Raw genomic sequence first — 19,930 nt, 5'->3', positions numbered from 1 at the left:
ATATCCGTGCCGTCGATCACGATGGAACCCTGCTCGGGGCGGAGCAAACCGATCAAAGACTTCAAGAACACCGACTTGCCGGTACCCGAGGGCCCCAGCAATGCGCTCACCTCACCGGCGGGAAGCGTCAACGACACGTCCTGCCAAATCCTCTGCGACCCGAAAGACTTAGTCAGCCCGTCTACCGCTACCTCTACTCCCACCACTACCTCCGCGCCGTCCGATGCATCCACCCGATGTGGGTTGGGTCACTCTATCGCATGGAAGTGTTACCCGTGACTGCGAATACTACTAACGAGTAAGTACGAAGCACAAACTAACACGCACCCTGAATCGGACACGCATCCGACCTGCGCCGATCCGGACATTCCCGCCGGATGCGCCCAATAAAAAAGAGGGCCACTTCCCGTAGGAAGTGACCCTCTTTCGACTACTCGAGGTGAGCAGCGGAGAAAACCGTCTTACTTGACGGAGATCTTTGCGCCGGCGCCTTCGAGCTTTTCCTTTGCAGCTTCAGCTGCTTCCTTCGAAACCTTCTCCAGGATTGCCTTCGGAGCGCTCTCGACGAGATCCTTGGCTTCCTTCAGGCCGAGGCCGGAAACGACCTCACGGACGACCTTGATGACCTGGATCTTCTTGTCGCCAGCCGACTCGAGGACGACGTCGAACTCGTCCTGCTCTTCAGCAGCTTCTGCGCCGGCAGCCGGTGCGCCTGCAGCGGCGACGGCGACGGGAGCAGCAGCGGTGACCTCGAAGGTCTCCTCGAATGCCTTAACGAACTCCGAGAGCTCGAGGAGGGTGAGCTCCTTGAACTGGTCCAACAACTCTTCGGTGCTGAGCTTCGCCATTGTGGCGGTCCTTCCTGTAAGTCCCATGTCGCTGATCCGCGACCGGGCGGGGATATAGCAGTGATGCGCGGGTGCGGATCAGCTTTCGGCTTCGGCCTCGGCCGGAGCCTCGGTAGCAGCCTCTGCGGCAGCAGCCGGAGCTTCTGCAGCTCCGCCTTCTGCGGCCTTCTTCTCCTGCAGTGCAGCGGCCAAACGGGCCATCTGCGAAGCGGGAGCATTGAACAGGCCTGCGGCCTTTGCCAAGTTGCCCTTCATCGCGCCGGCAAGCTTTGCCAACAGGATTTCGCGGGATTCGAGATCCGCGATCTTGTTGACCTCGTCCACGGACAGCGCAGCGCCGTCCATGTAGCCGCCCTTGATGATGAGCGCCTTGTTTTCCTTTGCGAAGTTCTTCAGTGCCTTCGCAGCGTCGACCGGTTCGCCCTTGATGAATGCAATGGCGGTCGGTCCGACGAACAGGTCATCAAGGCCCTCGATGCCAGCCTCAGCGGCGGCACGCTTAACCAGGGTGTTCTTGGCGACGGAGTAGGTGGCACCTTCTCCGAGAGCGCGTCGCAGTGTCGTGATGTTGCCCACTGAAAGACCACGGTATTCCGTGATCACAGCAGCGGTCGAACCCTTGAACTGCTCGGTGATTTCCGCAACTGCGGAAACCTTCTCAGGCTTTGCCATACTTCGCCTCCTCTCGTGACAGTCGTTATCCCACTTCGGAACCGCCGCGGCTCACCAGGAGAACCTGACAAGCCACAAGTCCTAGACATGCAAAACGCCCCGGCGCAGGGCGCACGGGGCGTACAGAGGAGACAAACGGAAGCGAAAAGAACCACCACAGAATGCGTTCCCCCTTACCTCGTCCTCCTGCGTGGGTCGCCGGACATTTCCGGACTTTCAACTGCACTCATCGCTAAGCGCAATAACCAACGGTCTTGGGTAGAACATGATTTTGGGGTGAAGTTCATATCCAGCACTGAACTCCGCGTTGAAGACTACCTCACCGGGCAACACATCACCAAATCGCCCCTGGGCCCTCTCCCTGAATGCAAAAAAGAAGGCCGATAGGGAGGTAATCCCTATCGGCCTTCTTTCAGTTCAGCGGACTGCTTACGCGTCTGCAGCATCCTCGAGGAGGTTGCGGGTACGGTTCGGATCCACCGGGATGCCCGGACCGGTGGTGGTCGAAACCGTGATCTTCTTCACGTAGCGGCCCTTGGCCGACGAGGGCTTCGCACGCAGGATCTCGTCCAGCGCTGCGCCGTAGTTCTCCACCAGCTTCTCATCGTCGAACGATGCCTTGCCGATGACGAAGTGCAGGTTGGCCTGCTTGTCGACGCGGAAGTTGATCTTTCCGCCCTTGATGTCGTTGACAGCCTTCGTGACATCCGCGGTAACGGTGCCCGTCTTGGGGTTCGGCATCAGGCCACGGGGTCCGAGGACACGGGCGATGCGGCCGACCTTGGCCATCTGATCAGGAGTCGCGATTGCGGCGTCGAAATCGACCCATCCACCCTGGATGCGCTCGATCAGGTCTTCTGCACCGACTACGTCAGCGCCTGCAGCCTCAGCTTCTGCTGCCTTCTCGCCAACGGCGAACACGATGACGCGAGCGGTCTTACCAGTGCCGTGGGGCAGGTTGACCGTTCCGCGGACCATCTGGTCAGCCTTACGGGGGTCGACGCCCAGACGAACTGCAACCTCAACGGTTGCATCCATCTTGGTGGACGACGTCTCCTTGGCGAGCTTTGCAGCCTGAAGCGGGCTGTAGAGCTTGTCTGCGTCGATCTTCTCAGCGGCGGCGAGGTACGCCTTGCTGCGCTTTGCCATTTCTTCTGTCCTTACTTATCACTGCAGAGAGTTACTTGATGCAGTGGTGAATGGTTCAGTTGTGGTCAGGGCCTGGCCGGCCCTCCCACGTGATGCTGTGGAGCTGCTGAATTAGCCCTGGACCGTGATGCCCATGGAACGAGCGGTGCCGGCGATGATCTTCGCGGCCTGCTCGATGTCATTGGCATTGAGGTCTTCAGCCTTGGTCTTCGCGATTTCGCGCACCTGATCCATGGTTACCGAGGCAACCTTGGTCTTGTGCGGTTCGCCGGAGCCCTTCGCTACGCCGGCTGCCTTGAGGAGCAGTCGAGCAGCGGGAGGGGTCTTCAGCTTGAAATCGAAGGTCCGGTCTTCGTAGACCGAGATCTCGACCGGCACAACGTTGCCGCGCTGGGACTCAGTCGCCGCGTTGTAGGCCTTGCAGAACTCCATGATGTTCACGCCATGCTGACCGAGCGCGGGACCCACGGGAGGTGCAGGGTTAGCCTGACCTGCCTGGATCTGCAGCTTGATGAGCCCGGCGAGCTTCTTCTTCTTTGGGGGCATCTCTAGTTCCTAGTTTCTAGCTTGGGTGTGTGTCTTGCGTCTAACAGTGCAAGTGTGGGGGTTAGATCTTCGCGACCTGGTTGAAGTTCAACTCAACCGGAGTTTCACGTCCGAAGATCGATACGAGGACCTTGAGCTTCTGCTGCTCTCCGTTGACCTCGCTGATGCTGGCAGGCAATGTCGCGAACGGGCCGTCCATGACCGTGACGGATTCGCCGATCTCGAAGTCCACCTCGATGAGGGGCTTACCGAAGGACTCGACCGGCGCCTCGCCTGCTGCGACGGCAGCTGCTGCAGCCTGCTGCTTCTTCTGCTCTTGCTGAGGAAGCAGGAACTTGACGACGTCGTTGAGAGACAGCGGCGACGGACGCGAGGTGGCACCGACAAATCCGGTGACGCCAGGCGTGTTGCGCACTGCGCCCCACGATTCGTCGTTGAGTTCCATGCGGACCAGGATGTAGCCGGGGAGAACCTTGCGGTTGACCTGCTTGCGCTGGCCGTTCTTGATCTCGGTGACCTCTTCGGTGGGAACTTCCACCTGGAAGATGTAGTCGCCGACGTCGAGGTTCTGAACGCGGGTCTCGAGGTTGGTCTTGACCTTGTTCTCGTAACCGGCGTACGAGTGGATGACGTACCAGTCGCCTGGTGCGCGGCGCAGAGCAGCCTTCAGTTCCGCAACCGGATCTTCTACTTCGATGTCGGCTGCCGGAGCAGCGTCGTCGGAGTTCTCGGCGTCCTCGGAGATGATGTCCTCGGTTGCCTCGGTCTGCGCGGCTTCGGTGCCGTCTGCAGCGTCTTCGGCAGCGTCGGTATCGGTGCCTTCGCCAGCCTCGACGTCTACTTCGGCTGCCGCCTCGGCAGAAACACGCTCTTCGGCCAAGGCCTCATTCGTGTCGTTCTCGGGGGTGCTCACTGGGGCACTCGCTTCCTCTCGTTACTCGGACCCGTGCGGGTCTTTCTCGCGCTCGCAGGCAAGGACGCCCGACGATTCGACAATCAGCCGAACAGCCAGGTAACGCCCTTGATCACAGCGATATCGACGCCGCTGATGAAAGCGACCATGAAGACCACGAACGCCAGCACGACGCTGGTATAGGTGACCATCTGCTTACGGTTCGGCCAGATGACCTTGCGGAGTTCTGCGATGACCTCGCGGAAGAACTTGCGAAGGCGTTTGAAGAGGTTGTCTTTCTTCGCCTTGGGGTTCTTACCGGGGTTCTTTGCAGTCGCCTTCGGCGACGCCGTCCGAGCCGGAGTCTTCACGGTGGACGCTGCAACCGAGGCGCCGCGTGCAGCGCGCTTGCCGGTCGGCTTGTTGGAAACCCCACTTGATGCGGAAGCCGCCTCTACGGCGTCTCCCTTGTCCAGCGAAAGATCGGAACGCGTGGCCGCGTCAGCTGCAGTGTCGTCGACAGCCTTCGAAGCGGAAGACGGTGAAGTCTCCGCGTCCGAAGCGTCGGCGTCGCGCTTGTCGCGATCCTCGCTCACGTCGTTCCTCTCAGTCGCTGGCATCCGGGGGCAGGGGCGACAGGACTTGAACCTGCAACCTGCGGTTTTGGAGACCGCTGCTCTGCCAGTTGAGCTACGCCCCTTTGGTTGACGTCCGCAGCCCGGCACTTTCATGCCCTGCTGGTTCGGTTAACCGCTCTGCGATCACACAACATACGCGCTACCCGATGTGAACATCTTGCGACGTTCAGGGCAGCGCGCAGCGCTGAGGAATCCCAGAAATCTCAGTGTACTTCAAAGCCCCGGAACAAACACAATCTACCCGGCTATCAGGCCAGACGGACTGTGGCCGTGGCGCGGCCGAAGATTTTTCTACCTTCGGATTTTGCCACAATTGCCAGTACTGCAGTCTTGCTGTCTTCGTCGATCGACTTCACCTTGGCGGTGAACTCGATCTCGGCGGCCTTGTCGGCTGCCACGATTACCGGACTAGTAAACCGTACATTGTATTCGGTTACCGCACCCGGGTCCCCTAGCCATTCGGTGACGTATCCGGCACCCATGCCCATGGAGAGCATGCCGTGCGCCACCACATCGGGCAGGCCGGCAAGTCGAGCAACCTCGTCACTGAAGTGAATCGGGTTTGGATCTCCCGATACGCCCGTGTAATTGACGAGGTTTCCACGCGTGACGGTGACGGTCTTCTCAGGAAGAAGATCGCCGACATTCACGTCGGAAAATTTACGGAGCGACATGCATCATCACATCCTTGACTGCGTGGGCGATGTTCTCGTCCACCTCACCACCGGTGCGGGCAACCAAGGTTGTCCACATCGTGACGGTCTCTCGACCGTGCTGGTTGATGATGATGTTCTTGGTCACGATGATGTCACTACCTGCAGCCTGCCTGAACGAATCCAGATAGACGTCGCAGAACAGTCGATCCCCCACCTGAATCGGTTCGTGAAGCACGATCCGTTGATCAGTATGGAGAATCTGACTCAAGTCGTAGCCGGTGACAACTTCTTCGAAGAGTCGACGTTGGGCAATGCCGCCGACGATCGCAACAAACGTCACCGGCGCAATCAGGCCGTCGTATCCGAGGCCCTTTGCAGCGGTTTCGTCGTAATGCGCAGGATGTGAATCCTGGACGGAGCGAGCGAACTCGCGCACCTTCTCGCGCCCGACCTCGTAGAAGTCTTCGACACGATAATGGTGACCGACCATCTGGACGGCATGAGCGGCCGGGTCCGTAGGGACCTCGGCCGCTGCCTTGTTCTCTTGCAAATCAGTCACGCGGAGAAACTCTCTTCTAGCTAGGACCCGAAGACGCAGGCCCCAAGAGGGTCTTCCGCGAAAATCGTCGTCCCGTTAAGGACTTGCTACTTCGACTCGCGATGCGACTGGTGGGTTCCGCAGTTGGGGCAGAACTTCTTGAGCTCCAGGCGATCGGGGTCGTTGCGCCGATTCTTCTTGGTGATGTAGTTACGGTGCTTGCATACCTCGCAGGCCAAGGTGATCTTGGGCCGAACGTCGGTCGAGGAGGCCACGGGATGCCTTCTTTCGGGTGTATCTGATTACGAACAATCAGGGTGGATCATGCATATTGTGTAGCGGTGACCGGACTTGAACCGGCGACGCAACGATTATGAGTCGTTTGCTCTACCAACTGAGCTACACCGCCTCGGTGTCGAGTGTCGCGCAAAAAGCGCGGCACCACAATCCAGCGAGCCCCCTAACGGAATCGAACCGTTGACCTTTTCCTTACCATGGAAACGCTCTACCGACTGAGCTAAGGGGGCGTGGCTTCCGGAGTGCGTTGCCGCTCTCTTGAAGCCTCCGAAAGATTACACACGAACGCGCTCCAGCACCAAATCGCCAGGTCATCGGGGCAAAATCAGTGCCGCAGCCCATTGTTGCACCGATCCGAGCCCATGGCGAGGCCTTTGACGCAACGGATATCCGCCCAATGACGGCCACTCGTGCCTAATTACGGCCGTTCGTGCCCGAGAACGACGACGCTGAGAACGACGACACCGCGTCTCGGCCGACAGCGCACTGCCTCTCTGTATCTACAACTCCGTATCTACCTACTGCTGCGCCTCCGACCACTCGACGCGATCGGAGCCGGAACGGACTGAGCTGGAGCCGCCGGGGCCGAACACAAAAAAGTCAGCCCCGATCCTGATTCAGGATCGGGGCTGACTTGGTGTGGCAGATGTAGGATTCGAACCTACGTAGGCATAAGCCGACGGATTTACAGTCCGCTCCCATTGGCCGCTCGGGCAATCTGCCGTGCTGCACCAGGTCTTGATCCGATGCACTCGCAAGTATATCGCGGCGCGCAGCGGCCAAGAACGGCTTCCTTGGTGCGGAAAGAAGAATACAACGAACCCACCCCCATTTTGCAAACCGGGTGGTGAGCGGCGGTGCCGACCCGATAACGTCGAGGTGTCCACCGGCACGGAAGGTGGGCAGACCTCGATGTTGTGACTACCGGAAAGCGGGAGTGTAGAAGTGGCTGATTCGTCCTTCGACGTGGTGAGCAAAGTAGACCGTCAAGAGGTGGACAACGCCCTGCATCAAGCTGCCAAGGAGCTGACCACACGCTTCGACTTCCGGAACACCGGTGCGTCGATCGAGTGGTCGGGTGAAGAAACGATCACGTTGAACGCCGACACCGAGGAGCGCTTGCTGGCGGCCCTCGAGGTGTTCAAGGAAAAGTTGATTCGCCGGGACATCTCCCTGAAGGCATTCGATGCGGGAGAGCCGGCACAGTCCGGAAAGATCTACAAACTGTCCGGAACGTTGGTCCAGGGCATCTCCAGTGAGAACGCGAAGAAGATCACCAAGAAGATCCGTGACGAGGGCCCCAAGGGCGTCAAAGCACAGATCCAGGGTGAGGAGCTGCGCGTCAGCAGCAAGAAGCGCGACGACCTTCAGGGCGTCATCTCCCTGCTCAAGGGTGAGGACTTCGGGATCGCCCTGCAGTTCGTGAACTACCGGTAGTAGGGGCTGCGCCCCTGTGCGCCTTTTTGGTAGTTCCGACGACCAGAAAGGCGCACCGGGGCCGAAGGCCCCTACATCCCCGCCATCTTCTCCAAACGCTCGATCCGCTCCGCCATCGGCGGATGCGTCGAAAAGAGCCTGCTCATCTTCTCCCCCGCCCGGAACGGGTTTGCGATCATCAGATGCGACTGCGCCGCCAATCGAGGCTCAGGGGGCAACGGAGCCGCCGCTACACCTGCCTCCAGCTTTCGTAGCGCCGACGCCAGCGCCAGTGGGTCACCGGTGAGCTCGGCTCCCGATTGATCGGCCTGATACTCCCGTGAGCGCGAGACCGCCAGTTTGACCACGGTGGCTGCGATCGGTCCCAGAAGCGAGACCAGCAGCAATGCAATCGGGTTGCTTCCCTGACCGTTGCCTCGTCCGCCGAACATGCTGGCGTACATCGCGAAGTTCGCCAGGCCGGAAATGACGGCAGCCATGGCCCCGGCGACCGAAGAGATCAGGATGTCCCGGTTGTAGACGTGTGAGAGTTCGTGCCCGAGTACTGCTCGCAGTTCTCGTTCGTTCAACAAACCCATGATTCCGCTGGTCACACATACCGCAGCGTGGCGCGGATTACGGCCGGTTGCGAAGGCATTCGGTGCGTTGGTCGGGCTGATGTAGAGCCTGGGCATCGGCTGATGCGCTGTAGTCGCCAGTTCGCGCACGATGCGATAGATCACGGGCGCTTCGACCTCGGTGATGGGCTGGGCATGCATCGACCGCAACGCCAGCTTGTCGCTGTTGAAATAGACGTAGGCGTTCATTCCGACGGCAAAAAGTACGGATAACCACAAGATGGTCGGGTTGCCGAACAACGATCCGATGAACACGATCAGGGCAGACATGCCCAGCAGCAGCCCGAAAGTCTTGGCTCCGTTTGCGTAGCCGTGCACAGCGCTCAACCCCTTACCCGTAACGAGCTCGACTGCTCGCATGTAACTTCGCGGCTTTTGCAGCCGACCCGTTAGCACAACGAAGAGCAGGGGTGTTCAGGTTCCCGCGGCAACGCGAACGGTGTACGCGGTTAAACGTCAGCCAACCCGTCGAACCGTGTAGTCGATCAAGCGAACGAGGGCCTCGTTGGCCGGGCCTTGCGGCAACTCTGCCAGCTGAGCCAGGGCTGCATCGACATATTCGCCCAGCTTTGCTTTGGCTTTGGTCATTCCCGGTGAACGTTCGAGCAAGGCGAGGGCCTCCTCGACGTCAGCATCCTCGGTGACCGGGCCGGCAAGCAGCTCGCGAAGACGATCCGCGTCGGCGCCCTCTTCCTCGAAGGCGTACAGCACAGGAAGCGTGTGGACTCCCTCGCGCAGGTCGGTGCCAGGGGTTTTACCCGACTGTTCCGAAACGGAGGAGATGTCGATGATGTCGTCGACGATTTGAAATGCGGTGCCGACGGCGTCGCCGAGTCGCTCGAGTCGTTCGATCTGGGTGGCGTCGGATCCCGAGAAAGTTCCACCGAATCGACCGGAAGCGGCGATCAGCGAACCGGTTTTCTCCCACACGACCTTGAGGTAATGCTCGATCGGATCCTGTTCCTGCCTGGCACCGATCGTCTCGCGCATCTGTCCGGTGACCAACTCGGCAAACGTTTCCGCGATGATGCGAACGGCTTCGGGCCCGAGCGTCGACACCAGTCTTGACGCGTGAGCGAACAGGTAGTCACCGGCGAGGATGGCAATACTGTTGCCCCAGCGAGCATTTGCACTGGGTGCGCCGCGGCGCATCTCCGCCTCGTCCATGACGTCGTCGTGATAGAGCGTCGCGAGGTGCACGAGTTCGGTGACCGTGGCAGCGGTCACGATGGACGGATCGGTCGGATTGGGTCCGAGTTGGGCCGTCAGGATCGTGAACAGCGGCCGGAACCGTTTGCCACCTGCGCGCGCGAGGTGCAGGGCGGCTTCGGTGAGGAAGTCCTCCCCGTCGGACAGCTCGCTGACCAACAACTCTTCGACATCGGCGAGTCCACTACGGACAACATCAGCAAGCTTCTCGTCGCCCAGGTCTATGCCCGCTACGACGGTGCTCACTGCCGTTGTGTCGGCAGCAGTTTTTTCGGTGCTCACGATGTCAGTACCCATTCCTGTCGTCAGTGACGGCTCGGTTCCCACGGTAGTGAACCTAGCGGTTCGCACTTGGCACGGCCTCGCCACGGTCTCGATCACGAGCCTGGGAAGATGTGAGTGTGTCCGCCGAAGAGCAGTCCCCCGCCGTGAATTCCCAGCCGACCGAAACTGACATTGTGGTCATCGGTGCAGGTCCTGCGGGTTCTTCGGCCGCTGCATGGGCCGCGCGCAGTGGCCGCGACGTCGTCCTGATCGACGCGGCCGTGTTCCCCCGAGACAAGACATGTGGTGATGGACTCACTCCACGGGCCGTCGCCGAGCTTGATCGACTAGGCCTCGGAGAGTGGGTTAGGTCACATACGACGAACAAGGGACTGCGGCTCTCAGGCTTCGGCCAAGAGCTGGAAATGGAGTGGCCGTCCACAGCGTTCCCCTCTATCGGCAGCGCGGTCCCCCGCACCGAGCTGGACGATCGGATCCGACGATGCGCGATCGAGTCCGGTGCGGTGATGCTGGAAGGCACCAAAGCCGTCGACGTCGAACGTGACGGTGATCGGGTCAGTGCAGTTGTGCTGTCCGGCCCCTCCGGAACCAGCACTCTGCGGTGCCAGACCCTCATCGTCGCCGACGGTGTTCGTTCGACGCTCGGCAAGAAGCTGGGGCGGCAGTGGCATCGGGACACCGCGTACGGAGTGGCCGCGCGCGCTTATGTCGGAACTCCCCGCAGCGCCGATCCCTGGATTACGTCGCACCTGGAACTGCGTGACGGCGACGGCACCCTACAGGCGGGATACGGCTGGATTTTCCCGCTGGGCACCGGCGAGGTGAACATCGGCGTCGGCACCCTTGCGACAGCCAAGCGGCCGGCCCCCGGAGCATTGCGCCCGCTCCTGGATCTGTACACCGATCAGCGCCGCGGCGAATGGCAGTGGAACAGTGAAATCCATTCCGTTGCTTCAGCTTTGCTACCGATGGGCGGCGCGGTATCCAATATCGCCGGCCGTAACTGGGCGATCATCGGCGATGCCGCGGCGTGTGTGAATCCACTCAACGGCGAGGGCATCGACTACGGCCTCGAGGGTGGACGGTTGATCGTCGAACACCTCGGCGACGGCGATCTGACCGAACTCTGGCCGAGCGTCCTACGCGAGCATTACGGGCAGGCGTTCTCCGTCGCGCGGCGTCTTGCCGGGCTGCTCACGGTTCCGCGGTTCCTCCCCGCGTCCGGCCCGATCGCGATGCGGTCGAAGGCAATGATGACCGTCGCGGTCAGGGTGATGGGCAACCTCGTCACCGACGCCGACGCTGATCTGACGGCGCGGGCCTGGCGAGCGTCGGGAGCCGCATCCCGAAGGATCGACTCCCGTCCGCTGTTCGGCTGATTACAGCAGGTTCAGCGCGTCGCGTGATGTAGCGCCACGACGCCGCCGGTGAGGTTGCGCCACTTGACGTTCTTCCACCCGGCTGCCTCGATCTTGCGTGCCAGTTCTTCCTGCGTCGGCCAGGCGCGAATGGATTCGGCGAGGTAGACGTACGCGTCGGGGTTGCTGCTGACGGCACGCGCCACCTGCGGGAGTGCCTTCATGAGGTACTCCATGTAGACGGTGCGGAAGGGCCCGAAGACGGGCGTCGAGAATTCACTGACGACAAGCCGTCCACCTGGCTTGGTGACGCGGGCGATCTCCCGCAAGCCGGCCTCGAAGTCGGAGACGTTGCGCAGACCGAAGGAGATGGTCGCGGCGTCGAATACGTCGTCGGCGTATGGCAGGAACATGGCGTCGCCGGCCACCATCGGGACTTTGCGGGAGCGACCTGCCTGCAGCATGCCCTTGGAGAAGTCGGTGGCGACGCACCACGCGCCCGACCGGCCCAGTTCAACGGTCGAGACTCCGGTGCCTGCGGCGAGGTCGAGAACCTTCTCGCCCGGCTTGAGGTCGAGGGCCTCTCGCGTTGCCTTGCGCCAGCCTTTGTCCTGGCCGAAGGACAGCACGGTGTTGGTCAGGTCGTATCGCTCGGCGACGTCGTCGAACATCGACGCGACCTCGCGCGGTTGTTTGTCGAGAGTTGCCCGGGTTCCGTGTGTAGTCGCCACACGTCAAACGCTACCAACACTCGCGAAGTGGGCTGGTTCAGGCTGCTCGGGCGCCGGTTCGCCGGCCAAGACCTTGCACGTCCTCGTAGTGATTCAGCAACTCGTCGCAGATAGCCGGCCACGTCCGGTGCAGGACCGACCGCCGAGCGGCCGAACCGAACTGCACTCGCAGATCGCGCTGACGGAGGGCGTCGATCGCGCTGGGTAGAAGTTCGCCGAATCTGTCCACCGGCAGGAGGTAGCCGTTGCGGCAATGCGAGACGAGATCCCGCGGGCCGCCCGCGTCCGGCCCGACGACGGGTATACCGCTCGCCAGCGCTTCCTGGACGGCTTGGCAGAACGTCTCGTGCTCTCCCGGGTGCACGAAAACGTCCAAGCTGGCGTAGGCCTCGGCAAGATCGGTTCCGCCGAGCGCGCCGGTGAAGACCGCGTCGGGCAACAGCGCGCGCAAGCGCTCTCGGTCCGGCCCGTCGCCGACGATCACGAGTTGCAGGCTGCGATCTCCGGCCAACGCGGACAATCGTTCGACGTGTTTCTCCGGTGCCAGCCGTCCCACAAAGCCGACAACCAGGCGATCACTGTCCCCGCTCCAGGTTCGGCGCAGAGCGGAGCTACGACGCGACGGCGCGAATCTTGCTGCGTCGACGCCCCTCGCCCACTTGTGGACCCGGGGAATTCCGTGTTCTTCGAGGGCGTCGACGGCGGAGGTGGACGGCGCGAGGGTTCTGGTGCAGCTCTTGTGAATTCGCCGGGTCCACGCCCACGCTGCCCTGCTGGTGAGGCCGAGTCCGTAGCTTTCGGCAAAGCCCGCGACATCGGTTTGATAGACGGCGACGGTAGGAACGTGGAGTCGTTTGGCGATGCCTACTCCCCCGGCGCCGAGGAGGAAGGGCGACGCGAGGTGCATGACGTCAGGCGCAAAGGCGCGAACGGCGGCGGTCAATCGTGGTTGTGGCAGTCCGACCGGTAGCGAACTGACTTTCGGAACCATGACGGCAGGCACTCGGTGCACGGCGACGCCGTCGTGCCGGGTGGGGGCGTGCCCATTTCCCACGGTGTCCGGCGCGATGACCATCGCGTCATGGCCGGTTCGGTCGAGATGTTCGAGCACGCGTAGGACCGAGTTGGTGACGCCGTTCATGTTGGGCAGGAATGACTCCGCAACGATGGCTACTCTCACACCGATCACGGTGACAGTGCGAGGGAAAGTCCGTGCCGTGTTCGTGTGAAGCGCAGGCTAATTCGAGGTGACGGGCTCTGACGTGCGCACCAGAGCCTCACGTTTGCGCAGGTAACAGACGGCGGGTCCGGCCAGGAGCCACGTCACGACGATGACCGATCCGGCGGGAATCAGCGCGACACTCGCGCTGCGGCCGGCCACCCGGACCAGGTCGGGGTCGGTCTTGTAGTACTCGACCTCGATGCGTTGTCCGACAGTCAGATTGGTGGGATAGAGCACGCCGAGTTCGGGATTGTGGTTCGCGCCGTCCGGCGTCACGAAGCTGATAGCGGACCGCAGCGAACCGGCGGAGAGCACCTCGGCGGTTGCGGTCCCCATGTTCGATTCGATGGTCCGGTCGTTCCGCCAAGCACCGAGTACGAGGATGACCGCGAGAACCGAAATGCCGATCGCAACGACGAGGATTCCGATGCGGAAACGGCGCAGAACCACGTCGCTCACAGTTGCGCTCGCACTGATGCGTGCAGTTCCCGCAAACCGCTGCGGTCGGTGGGAACCTCCAGAACCCGGATACCTGCAGCGGGTTGTGCCAGCGCTTCCGTGAGCTTGTCGACGCTCACGGCGGTGTGCGGAACGCGGTAGGCGGCGCACAGTGCTGCCAGGTCCATGCCGTGTGGCGTGCCGAAGACACGCTCGAACACTCCGGCGTACTGCGGATCGCCTTGCTCGAGCAGTTCGAATATTCCGCCGCCGTCGTCGTTGGCGACGATGATCGTGAGGTCGCGAGGCCGCGGTTCCCCGGTCCCGATCAGGAGCCCGGAGGCATCGTGCAGGAAGGTGAGGTCGCCCATCAGGGCGATTGTTCGTCCCTCGTCGTAGGCCAGAGCAGCGCCGACGGCGGCCGAAACTGTGCCGTCGATCCCGGCGACGCCGCGGTTGGACAGCACTCGCACCGACGACTTCGGGTAACTCACCAGCGCCGCGTCGCGCACCGGGTTGGAGGCTCCGAGAAGCAACTGGTCACCGTCGCCCAGAGAACCCATCACCGCTGCGGCTACGTGCAGGCCGGTGGCCTTGGGGTGGGCAGCCAGCTGCTTGGCGACGGCCGCGTCGGCGTGCTCGGTCAGCGACATGCATCGCGCAATCCACGCCGGGTCCGGTGTTCCGCTCACGACGGCCCGGGTTCCGGTGGCAAGGACGTTGCCCGACACGTCGGGCCAGCGCGGCCCGGTAGTGAGCGCATAGACGTCGACGCTCGGGTCGGCCAGCACCTTGGACACCTGACGATGCAGCGTGGGACGGCCGGTGATGACTACCTGCCGGGGTTTGAGTTGTGCCAAAGCCAGGGGATGCAACGCAATTCCGTGCAGCGGCGCGGTGGGTTCGGCGACGGTCGGCAGTCCGGCGAGTTCGGGTCGCAGCGCGCTGCCGTGGCCGGAGACGACAACGGTGTCTGCGGTCAGATCCAGGTCGAGGGGGACGTCGAGTGTTGCGTTCTGCGTGGTGGTCCACGCTGCGCCGCCTGGCCGACCTTCCGGAACCGGCCCCTGCACATGCACGTCGGGAACCAGCGGTTCGCGCAACGGTATGTCGAAGTGCACGGGCCCGGCGTTGCCTGACCGGGTTCCACGGGCAGCGGCGAGTACCCGGCACACCGCGGAACGCCACTGGCTGTTCTGCGTCGTATCGTCTTCGGCCAGCCCGAGGCTGATGGTGGCGCGCACCTGGCTGCCGAACAATCCGAGTTGCTCGACGGTCTGGTTGGCGCCGGTTCCGAGCATTTCGTACGGCCGGTTGGCGCTCAGGACTACCAGAGGCACTCGTGCGTAGTTCGCTTCGAGCACTGCGGGTCCGAGGTTCGCGACGGCCGTTCCGGACGTCATGACGATCGGCACCGGACGCTTGCCGGCGATTGCCAGTCCGAGCGCGAGGAAGCCGGCGGTCCGCTCGTCGATCCGCATGTGCAGACGCAGGCGTCCCTCGATGTCTGCGGACTGAAGGGCAAATGCGAGCGGCGCGTTGCGTGAGCCTGGGCAGAGCACGACTTCACGCACGCCACCACGAACCAGTTCGTCGACGACGGCTGTGGCTTGTGCTGTGGACGGATTCACGCCTTCAAGAGTGTCAGATGTTCGGGCCGGGCCGTTCCGAGGGGCGAGTCTGCGGCACCATGTGTGAGTGCGCACACTCTTCGATCCCTCTGACACCTCACCCCGCCGGTTCTACCAGTTGCTCACGGCGACGGTGGTTCCGCGGCCGATCGCCTGGGTGTCGACGCTCTCGGCCGACGGCGTCGGCAATCTGGCGCCGCACAGCTTCTTCACCGTGGCCAGTGCGGCTCCGCCGGTGGTGCAGTTCACCTCGGTTGGCCTCAAGGACAGTTTGCGCAACATCGAGGCGACCGGCGAGTTCGTGATCAACGTGGCAACGGCGTCGTTGTTCGACATGATCAACGACAGTTCGGCCCCCTACGCTCCCGGCGCCGACGAGTTTCTCGAGTTGGGTATTCGCAGTGAGCCGAGTGAACGCGTGCGCCCGCTTCGGGTCGCGGAATCGCCGGTTGCGATCGAATGCACGTTGCGCCAGGTCATCGAGGTCGGTGATTCGTTTGTGGTGATGGGCGACGTTGTTGCCGTCGCGGTTCGCCCGGACGCGTTGGCCGACGACGGCTTGCCGGAGTTCGCGGCGTTGGCACCGTTGAGTCGGTTGGGCCGCTCGGAATGGGGCCTGCCGCCGGAGGTTGTCGTCAAAGAGCGGCCCAGCAGACCGAAGCAATAAGTTAGGATTGCCTGACCTACTGTCGTCGATCGAGGGTTCCGTTATGGCCAAGCGCTCCAAGTTCGTGAAACCGGTGTCACGCAGCATCACGTCAGCCGAAGTTGTCGCGAACAAACGGATCAGTCCCACCTTCATCCGCATCACGATTGCCGGCGAGGAGCTGGGCACCATCACCCCGATGGGCGCCGATCACTGGTTCCGCCTCTTCATTCCGCAAGCCGGCCAGAGTGAGCTGCGACTACCGTCCGCGGCAAACAACCTCTGGTATGCGCAGTATCTGGTGATGTCCAAGGACACCCGTCCCGTGGTGCGTAATTACACGATCCGCGAGTACCGGCCCGCCGGATCCGGGCTCTTCGGCGACGCAGCGGAAATCGACATCGACTTCGCCTTTCACGGCGATATCGGTCCGGCATCCGCGTGGGCTGACACGGCCTCGAGCGGCGACAAGGTAGCGCTTCTCGACGAGGGCTGCATCTACAACCCGACCGCCGACTGCACCTGGCAACTCCTGGTCGGAGACGAAAGTGCCCTACCGGCAATCGCCGGAATTCTCGAGACTGCAGACGCCGATCTGCGGGCAGAGGTCTTCATCGAGGTCCCGAACGTCGAGGACAAGCAGGACCTCCCGCAGCTCGCTCACGTGAACGTGCATTGGATCATCCGGGAAGACACAGACACCAAGCCCGGAGCACTTGCCCTCGAGGCTGTTCGTTCGGCCGAACTTCCCGAAGGCCCGTCGTACACGTTTGTCGCCGGCGAGCAGGCCCTCACCACCGGGCTACGACGCCACCTCGTGAACGACCGCAAGTTCCCGAAAACCGACATCACGTTCACCGGGTTCTGGCGCGACGGCCACGCTGCGAACTGATCTGGCACAACGAAGAGCGGCCCGGGAGTGAAACCTCCCGGGCCGCTCTGTGTCGTGCTGGTCGAACTTATGCGGCGTGCTTCTGGATCAGATCACCCAGACGCGGCAGTGCGGCCGTTACGTGCTTCTGCGCCGAACCACGCAGCTTGGAGTACATCGACTTGACGACGGCCTTGTCGCTGCCTTCGATGCGCTCGTCCGTCACCTGGAGCAGTGAGTTGGCAACGGCGTCGCCGCGAGCCGTGATGAACTCCGCGAAGCTTCCGCCGCCCGAGGCGGAGAATTCCTGCCAGTACGGCTCGAGCTTTGCCACGAATTCGGGCAGAAGTGCGGTGACTGCGTCCGGCACGATGGACGGGCTCACCTTCTTGACTGCGCCGTAGCCGCCCTTGAGAGCTAGCCCTGAGGCCCCCGACTTATCCGAAACCTCTGCGTCGATCAAGGTCTGCACGTCCGCGACGACCGCGGGAAGCCGTGAATCCTCGAGCAGGGTTTCGTTCAGAGCTGCAACCACTTTCGATCCCTTCATTCTTGACTGATGTTCATCAGGTCGGGCCCGACACTATACGAAATTCAGCGCGCCTCGTTGATCGAGTATCCGATGACAGCGGCGGACGCGGCCCAGCCACCACGCGGTGCGTTCGGGCGTGGCCGTCAGCTGCGCGAGGATCGACGGATCAGGCTCGACCGCGCCGACGGACAGAGCACCCGAGATTGCCGGATCGACAACTGCGATATCCCGGACGAACAGCCCGCCAGTGCCCAATCCGCACGCAAACGGCAACTCGGGCAACGCAGCTGCGGCCGCGAGCCCCGACGCCATCCCGACTGCCGTATCGAGCGCACTGGACACCACCACCGGCACGCCGTACTCGGCCAGTTGGGTACTCAACGCGACCACCGCGCGCATACCACCGAGCGGGGGCACCTTCACTATCGCGACGTCTGCTCCCCCAGCGCGCACCACTCGCAGCGGATCTTCCGCGCGCCTGATGCTCTCGTCCGCGGCAATCCGCACACCCGTCCCCGCTGCGCGCACCCGCACCAGTTCCTCGACGCTTGCGCACGGCTGCTCCGCGTACTCGAGTTCACCGCCTTCGGTCAGCGCCCGCAGCGCCACAACGGCCTCGTCGACGCTCCACCCACCGTTTGCGTCGACACGCACATTGGGGATGTGCCGACGGACCTCGTTCACCCGGGCAATGTCATCCGCCAACGACTGTCCTTTTTCGGCAACCTTGATCTTGGCTGTTCGCGATCCGGGAAAACGCTCCAACAACTCCGGCACCGCCGACGCGTCGATCGCGGGAACCGTGGCGTTGACCGGCACCGTGGCCCGAATCGCAGGCGGGGGGCCGAGCCACGCGGCTTCGATGCCGGCGCGCAGCCAGTGCGCGGCTTCCTCGTCGTCGTACTCGACAAACGGAGCGAACTCCCCCCATCCTGCCGGGCCGCGCAGAAGCAGCGCCTCACGCGTCGTGATCCCGCGAAAACGCACCCGCATCGGCAAACTCACCACAACTGCGTCGGCGATCAGATCGTCGAACGACGGCAACTCGAAGATGGGAGACATGTCAGGGCTGACCGGGGAGTAGCTCGATCATGAGCGCGTCACCGTCGACAAGTAGCTTTCCGTCGAGGTCGGTCAGCCGTGCACTGACAAACGTCTTACGGCCCTCCACCCGATCCACTTTTCCTTCGATCACCAATTGCGTGTTCAGCGGGGTGATCGCGCGGTAGTTGATGTGCAGGTAACCGGTTCGCGACATCGGGCGGCCACCCGCGTGGGTGGTCATGCCGAAGATGTCGTCGAACAGCAACGGCACGATTCCGCCGTGCGCCGCGCCGTTCCCACCGAGGTGGTAGCGGCGGAACATGCCGGTGCTGCGCACACCTTCGGCGTCGAATCTCTCGATTGTCCAGGGCGGCATGAGGAGACTGCCGCGACCAGGCAACTGAATATTCGAGCCTGCAGGCGACGCCCCTTCGGGCACCTCGTGCGGGGCCAGTCGATCGGCAAGTTCCTCCGCTTGCGTGGCGATCTCCGCGAGAACTTCGTCAGGGACGTGCGTCGACACCGCCAGGTCCTGCAACCTGCGCATCGCCTCGACGAAACGACCGAAGTCGGGACCTGCAGGTGTGTGGCGGAAGACCGGGAAACCGCCTCGACGCTCGTCGGGAACGACGGTCTCCTTGCCTTCTACGGTGGGTTCGCTCATGACCTGCACGTTAGCGCGTGGGGGAACATGTTCTACTCCAGGTACTCGTCGGGGTTACGATGCCTGCCTCTATCGTGACCTACGTGACCTTCAACCCGCAGCTTTGGCGCCCCGTTCCCGGATTCGAGAATCTCACCGACATCACGTATCACCGGCATGTCAGTCAAGGCACCGTTCGTATCGCCTTCGACCGCCCCGAAGTACGTAATGCCTTCCGCCCACACACCGTCGACGAGCTGTACCGGGCACTCGACCATGCCCGGATGACGTCCGACGTCGGCGCCGTGCTGCTCACCGGCAACGGACCGAGCGAGAAGGACGGCGGCTGGGCCTTCTGCTCCGGCGGCGATCAGCGCATCCGTGGCCGCAGCGGCTACCAGTATGCGGAAGGCGAAACGGCCGACACCGTCGACAAGGCTCGTGCCGGACGCCTCCACATCCTGGAAGTGCAGCGATTGATTCGTTTCATGCCCAAGGTGGTCATCTGCCTGGTCAACGGTTGGGCCGCCGGCGGCGGACACAGCCTGCACGTCGTCTGCGACCTCACCCTCGCGAGTCGTGAACATGCCCGCTTCAAGCAAACCGATGCCGACGTCGGAAGCTTCGACGGCGGGTACGGCAGCGCTTACCTCGCAAAGATGGTGGGCCAGAAGTTCGCTCGCGAAATCTTCTTCCTCGGCGACACCTATTCCGCTGAGGAAATGCACCAGATGGGCGCGGTCAACAAGGTTGTCGATCACGCCGAACTCGAGAACGTTGCCATCGAGTGGGCAGGCAAGATCAACGGCAAGTCCCCGCAAGCTCAGCGCATGCTCAAGTACGCGTTCAACCTGCAGGACGACGGCCTGGTCGGCCAGCAGCTATTTGCCGGTGAGGCAACACGTTTGGCATACATGACCGACGAAGCCGTCGAGGGCCGCGATTCCTTCCTCGAGAAGCGCGATCCCGACTGGTCGCCGTATCCCTGGTATTTCTGATTGCCGAGCATTTCTGATATCGCCGAGCGAGA

General features: G+C 62.5%; 24 protein-coding genes and 4 tRNA genes. 5 read left to right on the top strand and 23 right to left on the bottom strand.

Translation table 11 applies throughout. The features are described 5' to 3' along the window. The 14 genes from R4P64_RS26110 to R4P64_RS26045 all read right to left on the bottom strand — a co-directional run. Nucleotides 1-206 (bottom strand): ATP-binding cassette domain-containing protein (locus tag R4P64_RS26110; protein WP_317823254.1); only part of this gene is annotated, 206 nt, incomplete at its 3' end. A gap of 255 nt (nt 207-461) precedes the next feature. After that, complete coding sequence (gene rplL, locus R4P64_RS26105; RefSeq protein ID WP_033236464.1) at nt 462-848, bottom strand: 50S ribosomal protein L7/L12; 387 nt, start codon at nt 846-848, stop codon at nt 462-464. Nucleotides 849-926: 78 nt separating this feature from the next. Beyond that, nucleotides 927-1,520 (bottom strand): 50S ribosomal protein L10, encoded by a 594-nt coding sequence (rplJ, locus tag R4P64_RS26100; protein WP_033236465.1) that lies wholly within the window; start codon nt 1,518-1,520, stop codon nt 927-929. A 429-nt stretch (nt 1,521-1,949) separates the two neighbouring features. Continuing rightward, on the bottom strand, nt 1,950-2,669 hold the full coding sequence (gene rplA / locus R4P64_RS26095; RefSeq protein ID WP_003941982.1) for a 50S ribosomal protein L1: 720 nt from the start codon (nt 2,667-2,669) through the stop codon (nt 1,950-1,952). Nucleotides 2,670-2,780: 111 nt separating this feature from the next. Continuing rightward, on the bottom strand, nt 2,781-3,215 hold the full coding sequence (gene rplK, locus R4P64_RS26090) for a 50S ribosomal protein L11 (RefSeq protein WP_033236466.1): 435 nt from the start codon (nt 3,213-3,215) through the stop codon (nt 2,781-2,783). A 61-nt stretch (nt 3,216-3,276) separates the two neighbouring features. Further along, nucleotides 3,277-4,128: a transcription termination/antitermination protein NusG gene (gene nusG, locus R4P64_RS26085; protein ID WP_033236467.1), complete on the bottom strand. Its 852-nt coding sequence runs from the start codon at nt 4,126-4,128 to the stop codon at nt 3,277-3,279. A gap of 83 nt (nt 4,129-4,211) precedes the next feature. Beyond that, nucleotides 4,212-4,703 (bottom strand): preprotein translocase subunit SecE, encoded by a 492-nt coding sequence (secE, locus tag R4P64_RS26080; RefSeq protein ID WP_033236468.1) that lies wholly within the window; start codon nt 4,701-4,703, stop codon nt 4,212-4,214. A 31-nt stretch (nt 4,704-4,734) separates the two neighbouring features. Beyond that, nucleotides 4,735-4,807 (bottom strand) — tRNA-Trp (locus tag R4P64_RS26075). A gap of 186 nt (nt 4,808-4,993) precedes the next feature. Then, the gene (gene hadB, locus R4P64_RS26070; RefSeq protein WP_033236469.1) at nt 4,994-5,419 is read right to left on the bottom strand and encodes a (3R)-hydroxyacyl-ACP dehydratase subunit HadB; all 426 of its coding nucleotides are present in this window, start codon (nt 5,417-5,419) and stop codon (nt 4,994-4,996) included. Beyond that, nucleotides 5,406-5,891 (bottom strand): (3R)-hydroxyacyl-ACP dehydratase subunit HadA, encoded by a 486-nt coding sequence (gene hadA, locus R4P64_RS26065; protein ID WP_172936632.1) that lies wholly within the window; start codon nt 5,889-5,891, stop codon nt 5,406-5,408. Before hadA ends, hadB begins: the two co-directional genes overlap by 14 nt. A 155-nt stretch (nt 5,892-6,046) precedes the next feature. Then, entirely contained in the window at nt 6,047-6,214 is a 168-nt protein-coding gene (rpmG, locus tag R4P64_RS26060) for a 50S ribosomal protein L33 (RefSeq protein ID WP_003941903.1), read from the bottom strand. Nucleotides 6,215-6,275: 61 nt separating this feature from the next. Beyond that, a tRNA-Met gene (locus R4P64_RS26055) sits at nt 6,276-6,348 on the bottom strand. A 45-nt stretch (nt 6,349-6,393) separates the two neighbouring features. Then, a tRNA-Thr gene (locus R4P64_RS26050) sits at nt 6,394-6,466 on the bottom strand. Between the two features lie 410 nt (nt 6,467-6,876). Further along, nucleotides 6,877-6,959, bottom strand: a tRNA-Tyr gene (locus R4P64_RS26045). A 222-nt stretch (nt 6,960-7,181) separates the two neighbouring features. On the opposite strand from R4P64_RS26045, the gene R4P64_RS26040 reads away from it, so the two are divergent. Next, nucleotides 7,182-7,673 (top strand): YajQ family cyclic di-GMP-binding protein, encoded by a 492-nt coding sequence (locus R4P64_RS26040; RefSeq protein ID WP_033236471.1) that lies wholly within the window; start codon nt 7,182-7,184, stop codon nt 7,671-7,673. Nucleotides 7,674-7,744: 71 nt separating this feature from the next. On the opposite strand, the gene htpX is transcribed toward R4P64_RS26040, so the two are convergent. Continuing rightward, nucleotides 7,745-8,650, bottom strand: coding sequence for a zinc metalloprotease HtpX (htpX, locus tag R4P64_RS26035; protein WP_141484743.1), 906 nt, complete (start codon nt 8,648-8,650; stop codon nt 7,745-7,747). A 96-nt stretch (nt 8,651-8,746) separates the two neighbouring features. Beyond that, nucleotides 8,747-9,796, bottom strand: a complete 1,050-nt coding sequence (locus R4P64_RS26030) for a polyprenyl synthetase family protein (protein WP_045071268.1) — start codon at nt 9,794-9,796, stop codon at nt 8,747-8,749. 104 nt (nt 9,797-9,900) lie between these two features. Between R4P64_RS26030 and R4P64_RS26025 the strand changes: the two genes are divergently transcribed. Further along, nucleotides 9,901-11,163 (top strand): geranylgeranyl reductase family protein, encoded by a 1,263-nt coding sequence (locus R4P64_RS26025; RefSeq protein ID WP_172936634.1) that lies wholly within the window; start codon nt 9,901-9,903, stop codon nt 11,161-11,163. An 11-nt stretch (nt 11,164-11,174) separates the two neighbouring features. On the opposite strand, the gene R4P64_RS26020 is transcribed toward R4P64_RS26025, so the two are convergent. Genes R4P64_RS26020 through menD form a run of 4 tightly spaced genes read right to left on the bottom strand, consistent with a single transcriptional unit; the run spans nt 11,175 to nt 15,164 of the window. After that, nucleotides 11,175-11,873, bottom strand: coding sequence for a demethylmenaquinone methyltransferase (locus tag R4P64_RS26020; protein WP_033236474.1), 699 nt, complete (start codon nt 11,871-11,873; stop codon nt 11,175-11,177). 37 nt (nt 11,874-11,910) lie between these two features. Beyond that, nucleotides 11,911-13,053 (bottom strand): glycosyltransferase family 1 protein, encoded by a 1,143-nt coding sequence (locus R4P64_RS26015; protein WP_317823236.1) that lies wholly within the window; start codon nt 13,051-13,053, stop codon nt 11,911-11,913. Between the two features lie 57 nt (nt 13,054-13,110). Then, nucleotides 13,111-13,554, bottom strand: a complete 444-nt coding sequence (locus tag R4P64_RS26010) for a DUF3592 domain-containing protein (protein WP_317823235.1) — start codon at nt 13,552-13,554, stop codon at nt 13,111-13,113. After that, complete coding sequence (menD, locus tag R4P64_RS26005) at nt 13,551-15,164, bottom strand: 2-succinyl-5-enolpyruvyl-6-hydroxy-3-cyclohexene-1-carboxylic-acid synthase (protein ID WP_172936290.1); 1,614 nt, start codon at nt 15,162-15,164, stop codon at nt 13,551-13,553. Before menD ends, R4P64_RS26010 begins: the two co-directional genes overlap by 4 nt. A 67-nt stretch (nt 15,165-15,231) precedes the next feature. Here menD and R4P64_RS26000 point away from each other — a divergent pair, with 67 nt between their 5' ends. Further along, the gene (locus tag R4P64_RS26000) at nt 15,232-15,831 is read left to right on the top strand and encodes a flavin reductase family protein (protein WP_317823234.1); all 600 of its coding nucleotides are present in this window, start codon (nt 15,232-15,234) and stop codon (nt 15,829-15,831) included. A 43-nt stretch (nt 15,832-15,874) separates the two neighbouring features. Next, nucleotides 15,875-16,702, top strand: a complete 828-nt coding sequence (locus R4P64_RS25995; protein ID WP_317823233.1) for a siderophore-interacting protein — start codon at nt 15,875-15,877, stop codon at nt 16,700-16,702. 67 nt (nt 16,703-16,769) lie between these two features. On the opposite strand, the gene R4P64_RS25990 is transcribed toward R4P64_RS25995, so the two are convergent. Genes R4P64_RS25990 through R4P64_RS25980 form a run of 3 tightly spaced genes read right to left on the bottom strand, consistent with a single transcriptional unit; the run spans nt 16,770 to nt 18,921 of the window. Beyond that, complete coding sequence (locus R4P64_RS25990) at nt 16,770-17,216, bottom strand: DUF6918 family protein (protein WP_033236504.1); 447 nt, start codon at nt 17,214-17,216, stop codon at nt 16,770-16,772. 48 nt (nt 17,217-17,264) lie between these two features. Further along, nucleotides 17,265-18,275 carry an o-succinylbenzoate synthase gene (locus R4P64_RS25985; protein ID WP_317823232.1) on the bottom strand — a complete coding sequence of 337 codons (1,011 nt, stop codon included), beginning with the start codon at nt 18,273-18,275 and terminating at the stop codon, nt 17,265-17,267. A gap of 1 nt (nt 18,276) precedes the next feature. Further along, nucleotides 18,277-18,921, bottom strand: a complete 645-nt coding sequence (locus tag R4P64_RS25980) for a PaaI family thioesterase (RefSeq protein WP_045071274.1) — start codon at nt 18,919-18,921, stop codon at nt 18,277-18,279. Nucleotides 18,922-19,004: 83 nt separating this feature from the next. On the opposite strand from R4P64_RS25980, the gene R4P64_RS25975 reads away from it, so the two are divergent. Beyond that, nucleotides 19,005-19,898, top strand: a complete 894-nt coding sequence (locus tag R4P64_RS25975; RefSeq protein WP_033236506.1) for a 1,4-dihydroxy-2-naphthoyl-CoA synthase — start codon at nt 19,005-19,007, stop codon at nt 19,896-19,898. Nucleotides 19,899-19,930: the final 32 nt, after the last annotated feature.

Origin of the sequence: Rhodococcus sp. IEGM 1366 (assembly GCF_033142425.1) — a bacterium.
GTDB lineage: Bacteria > Actinomycetota > Actinomycetes > Mycobacteriales > Mycobacteriaceae > Rhodococcus_F > Rhodococcus_F globerula.
The sequence above is the reverse complement of the archived record's forward strand: the minus strand, read 5'-3'. Positions and strand labels throughout refer to the sequence as shown.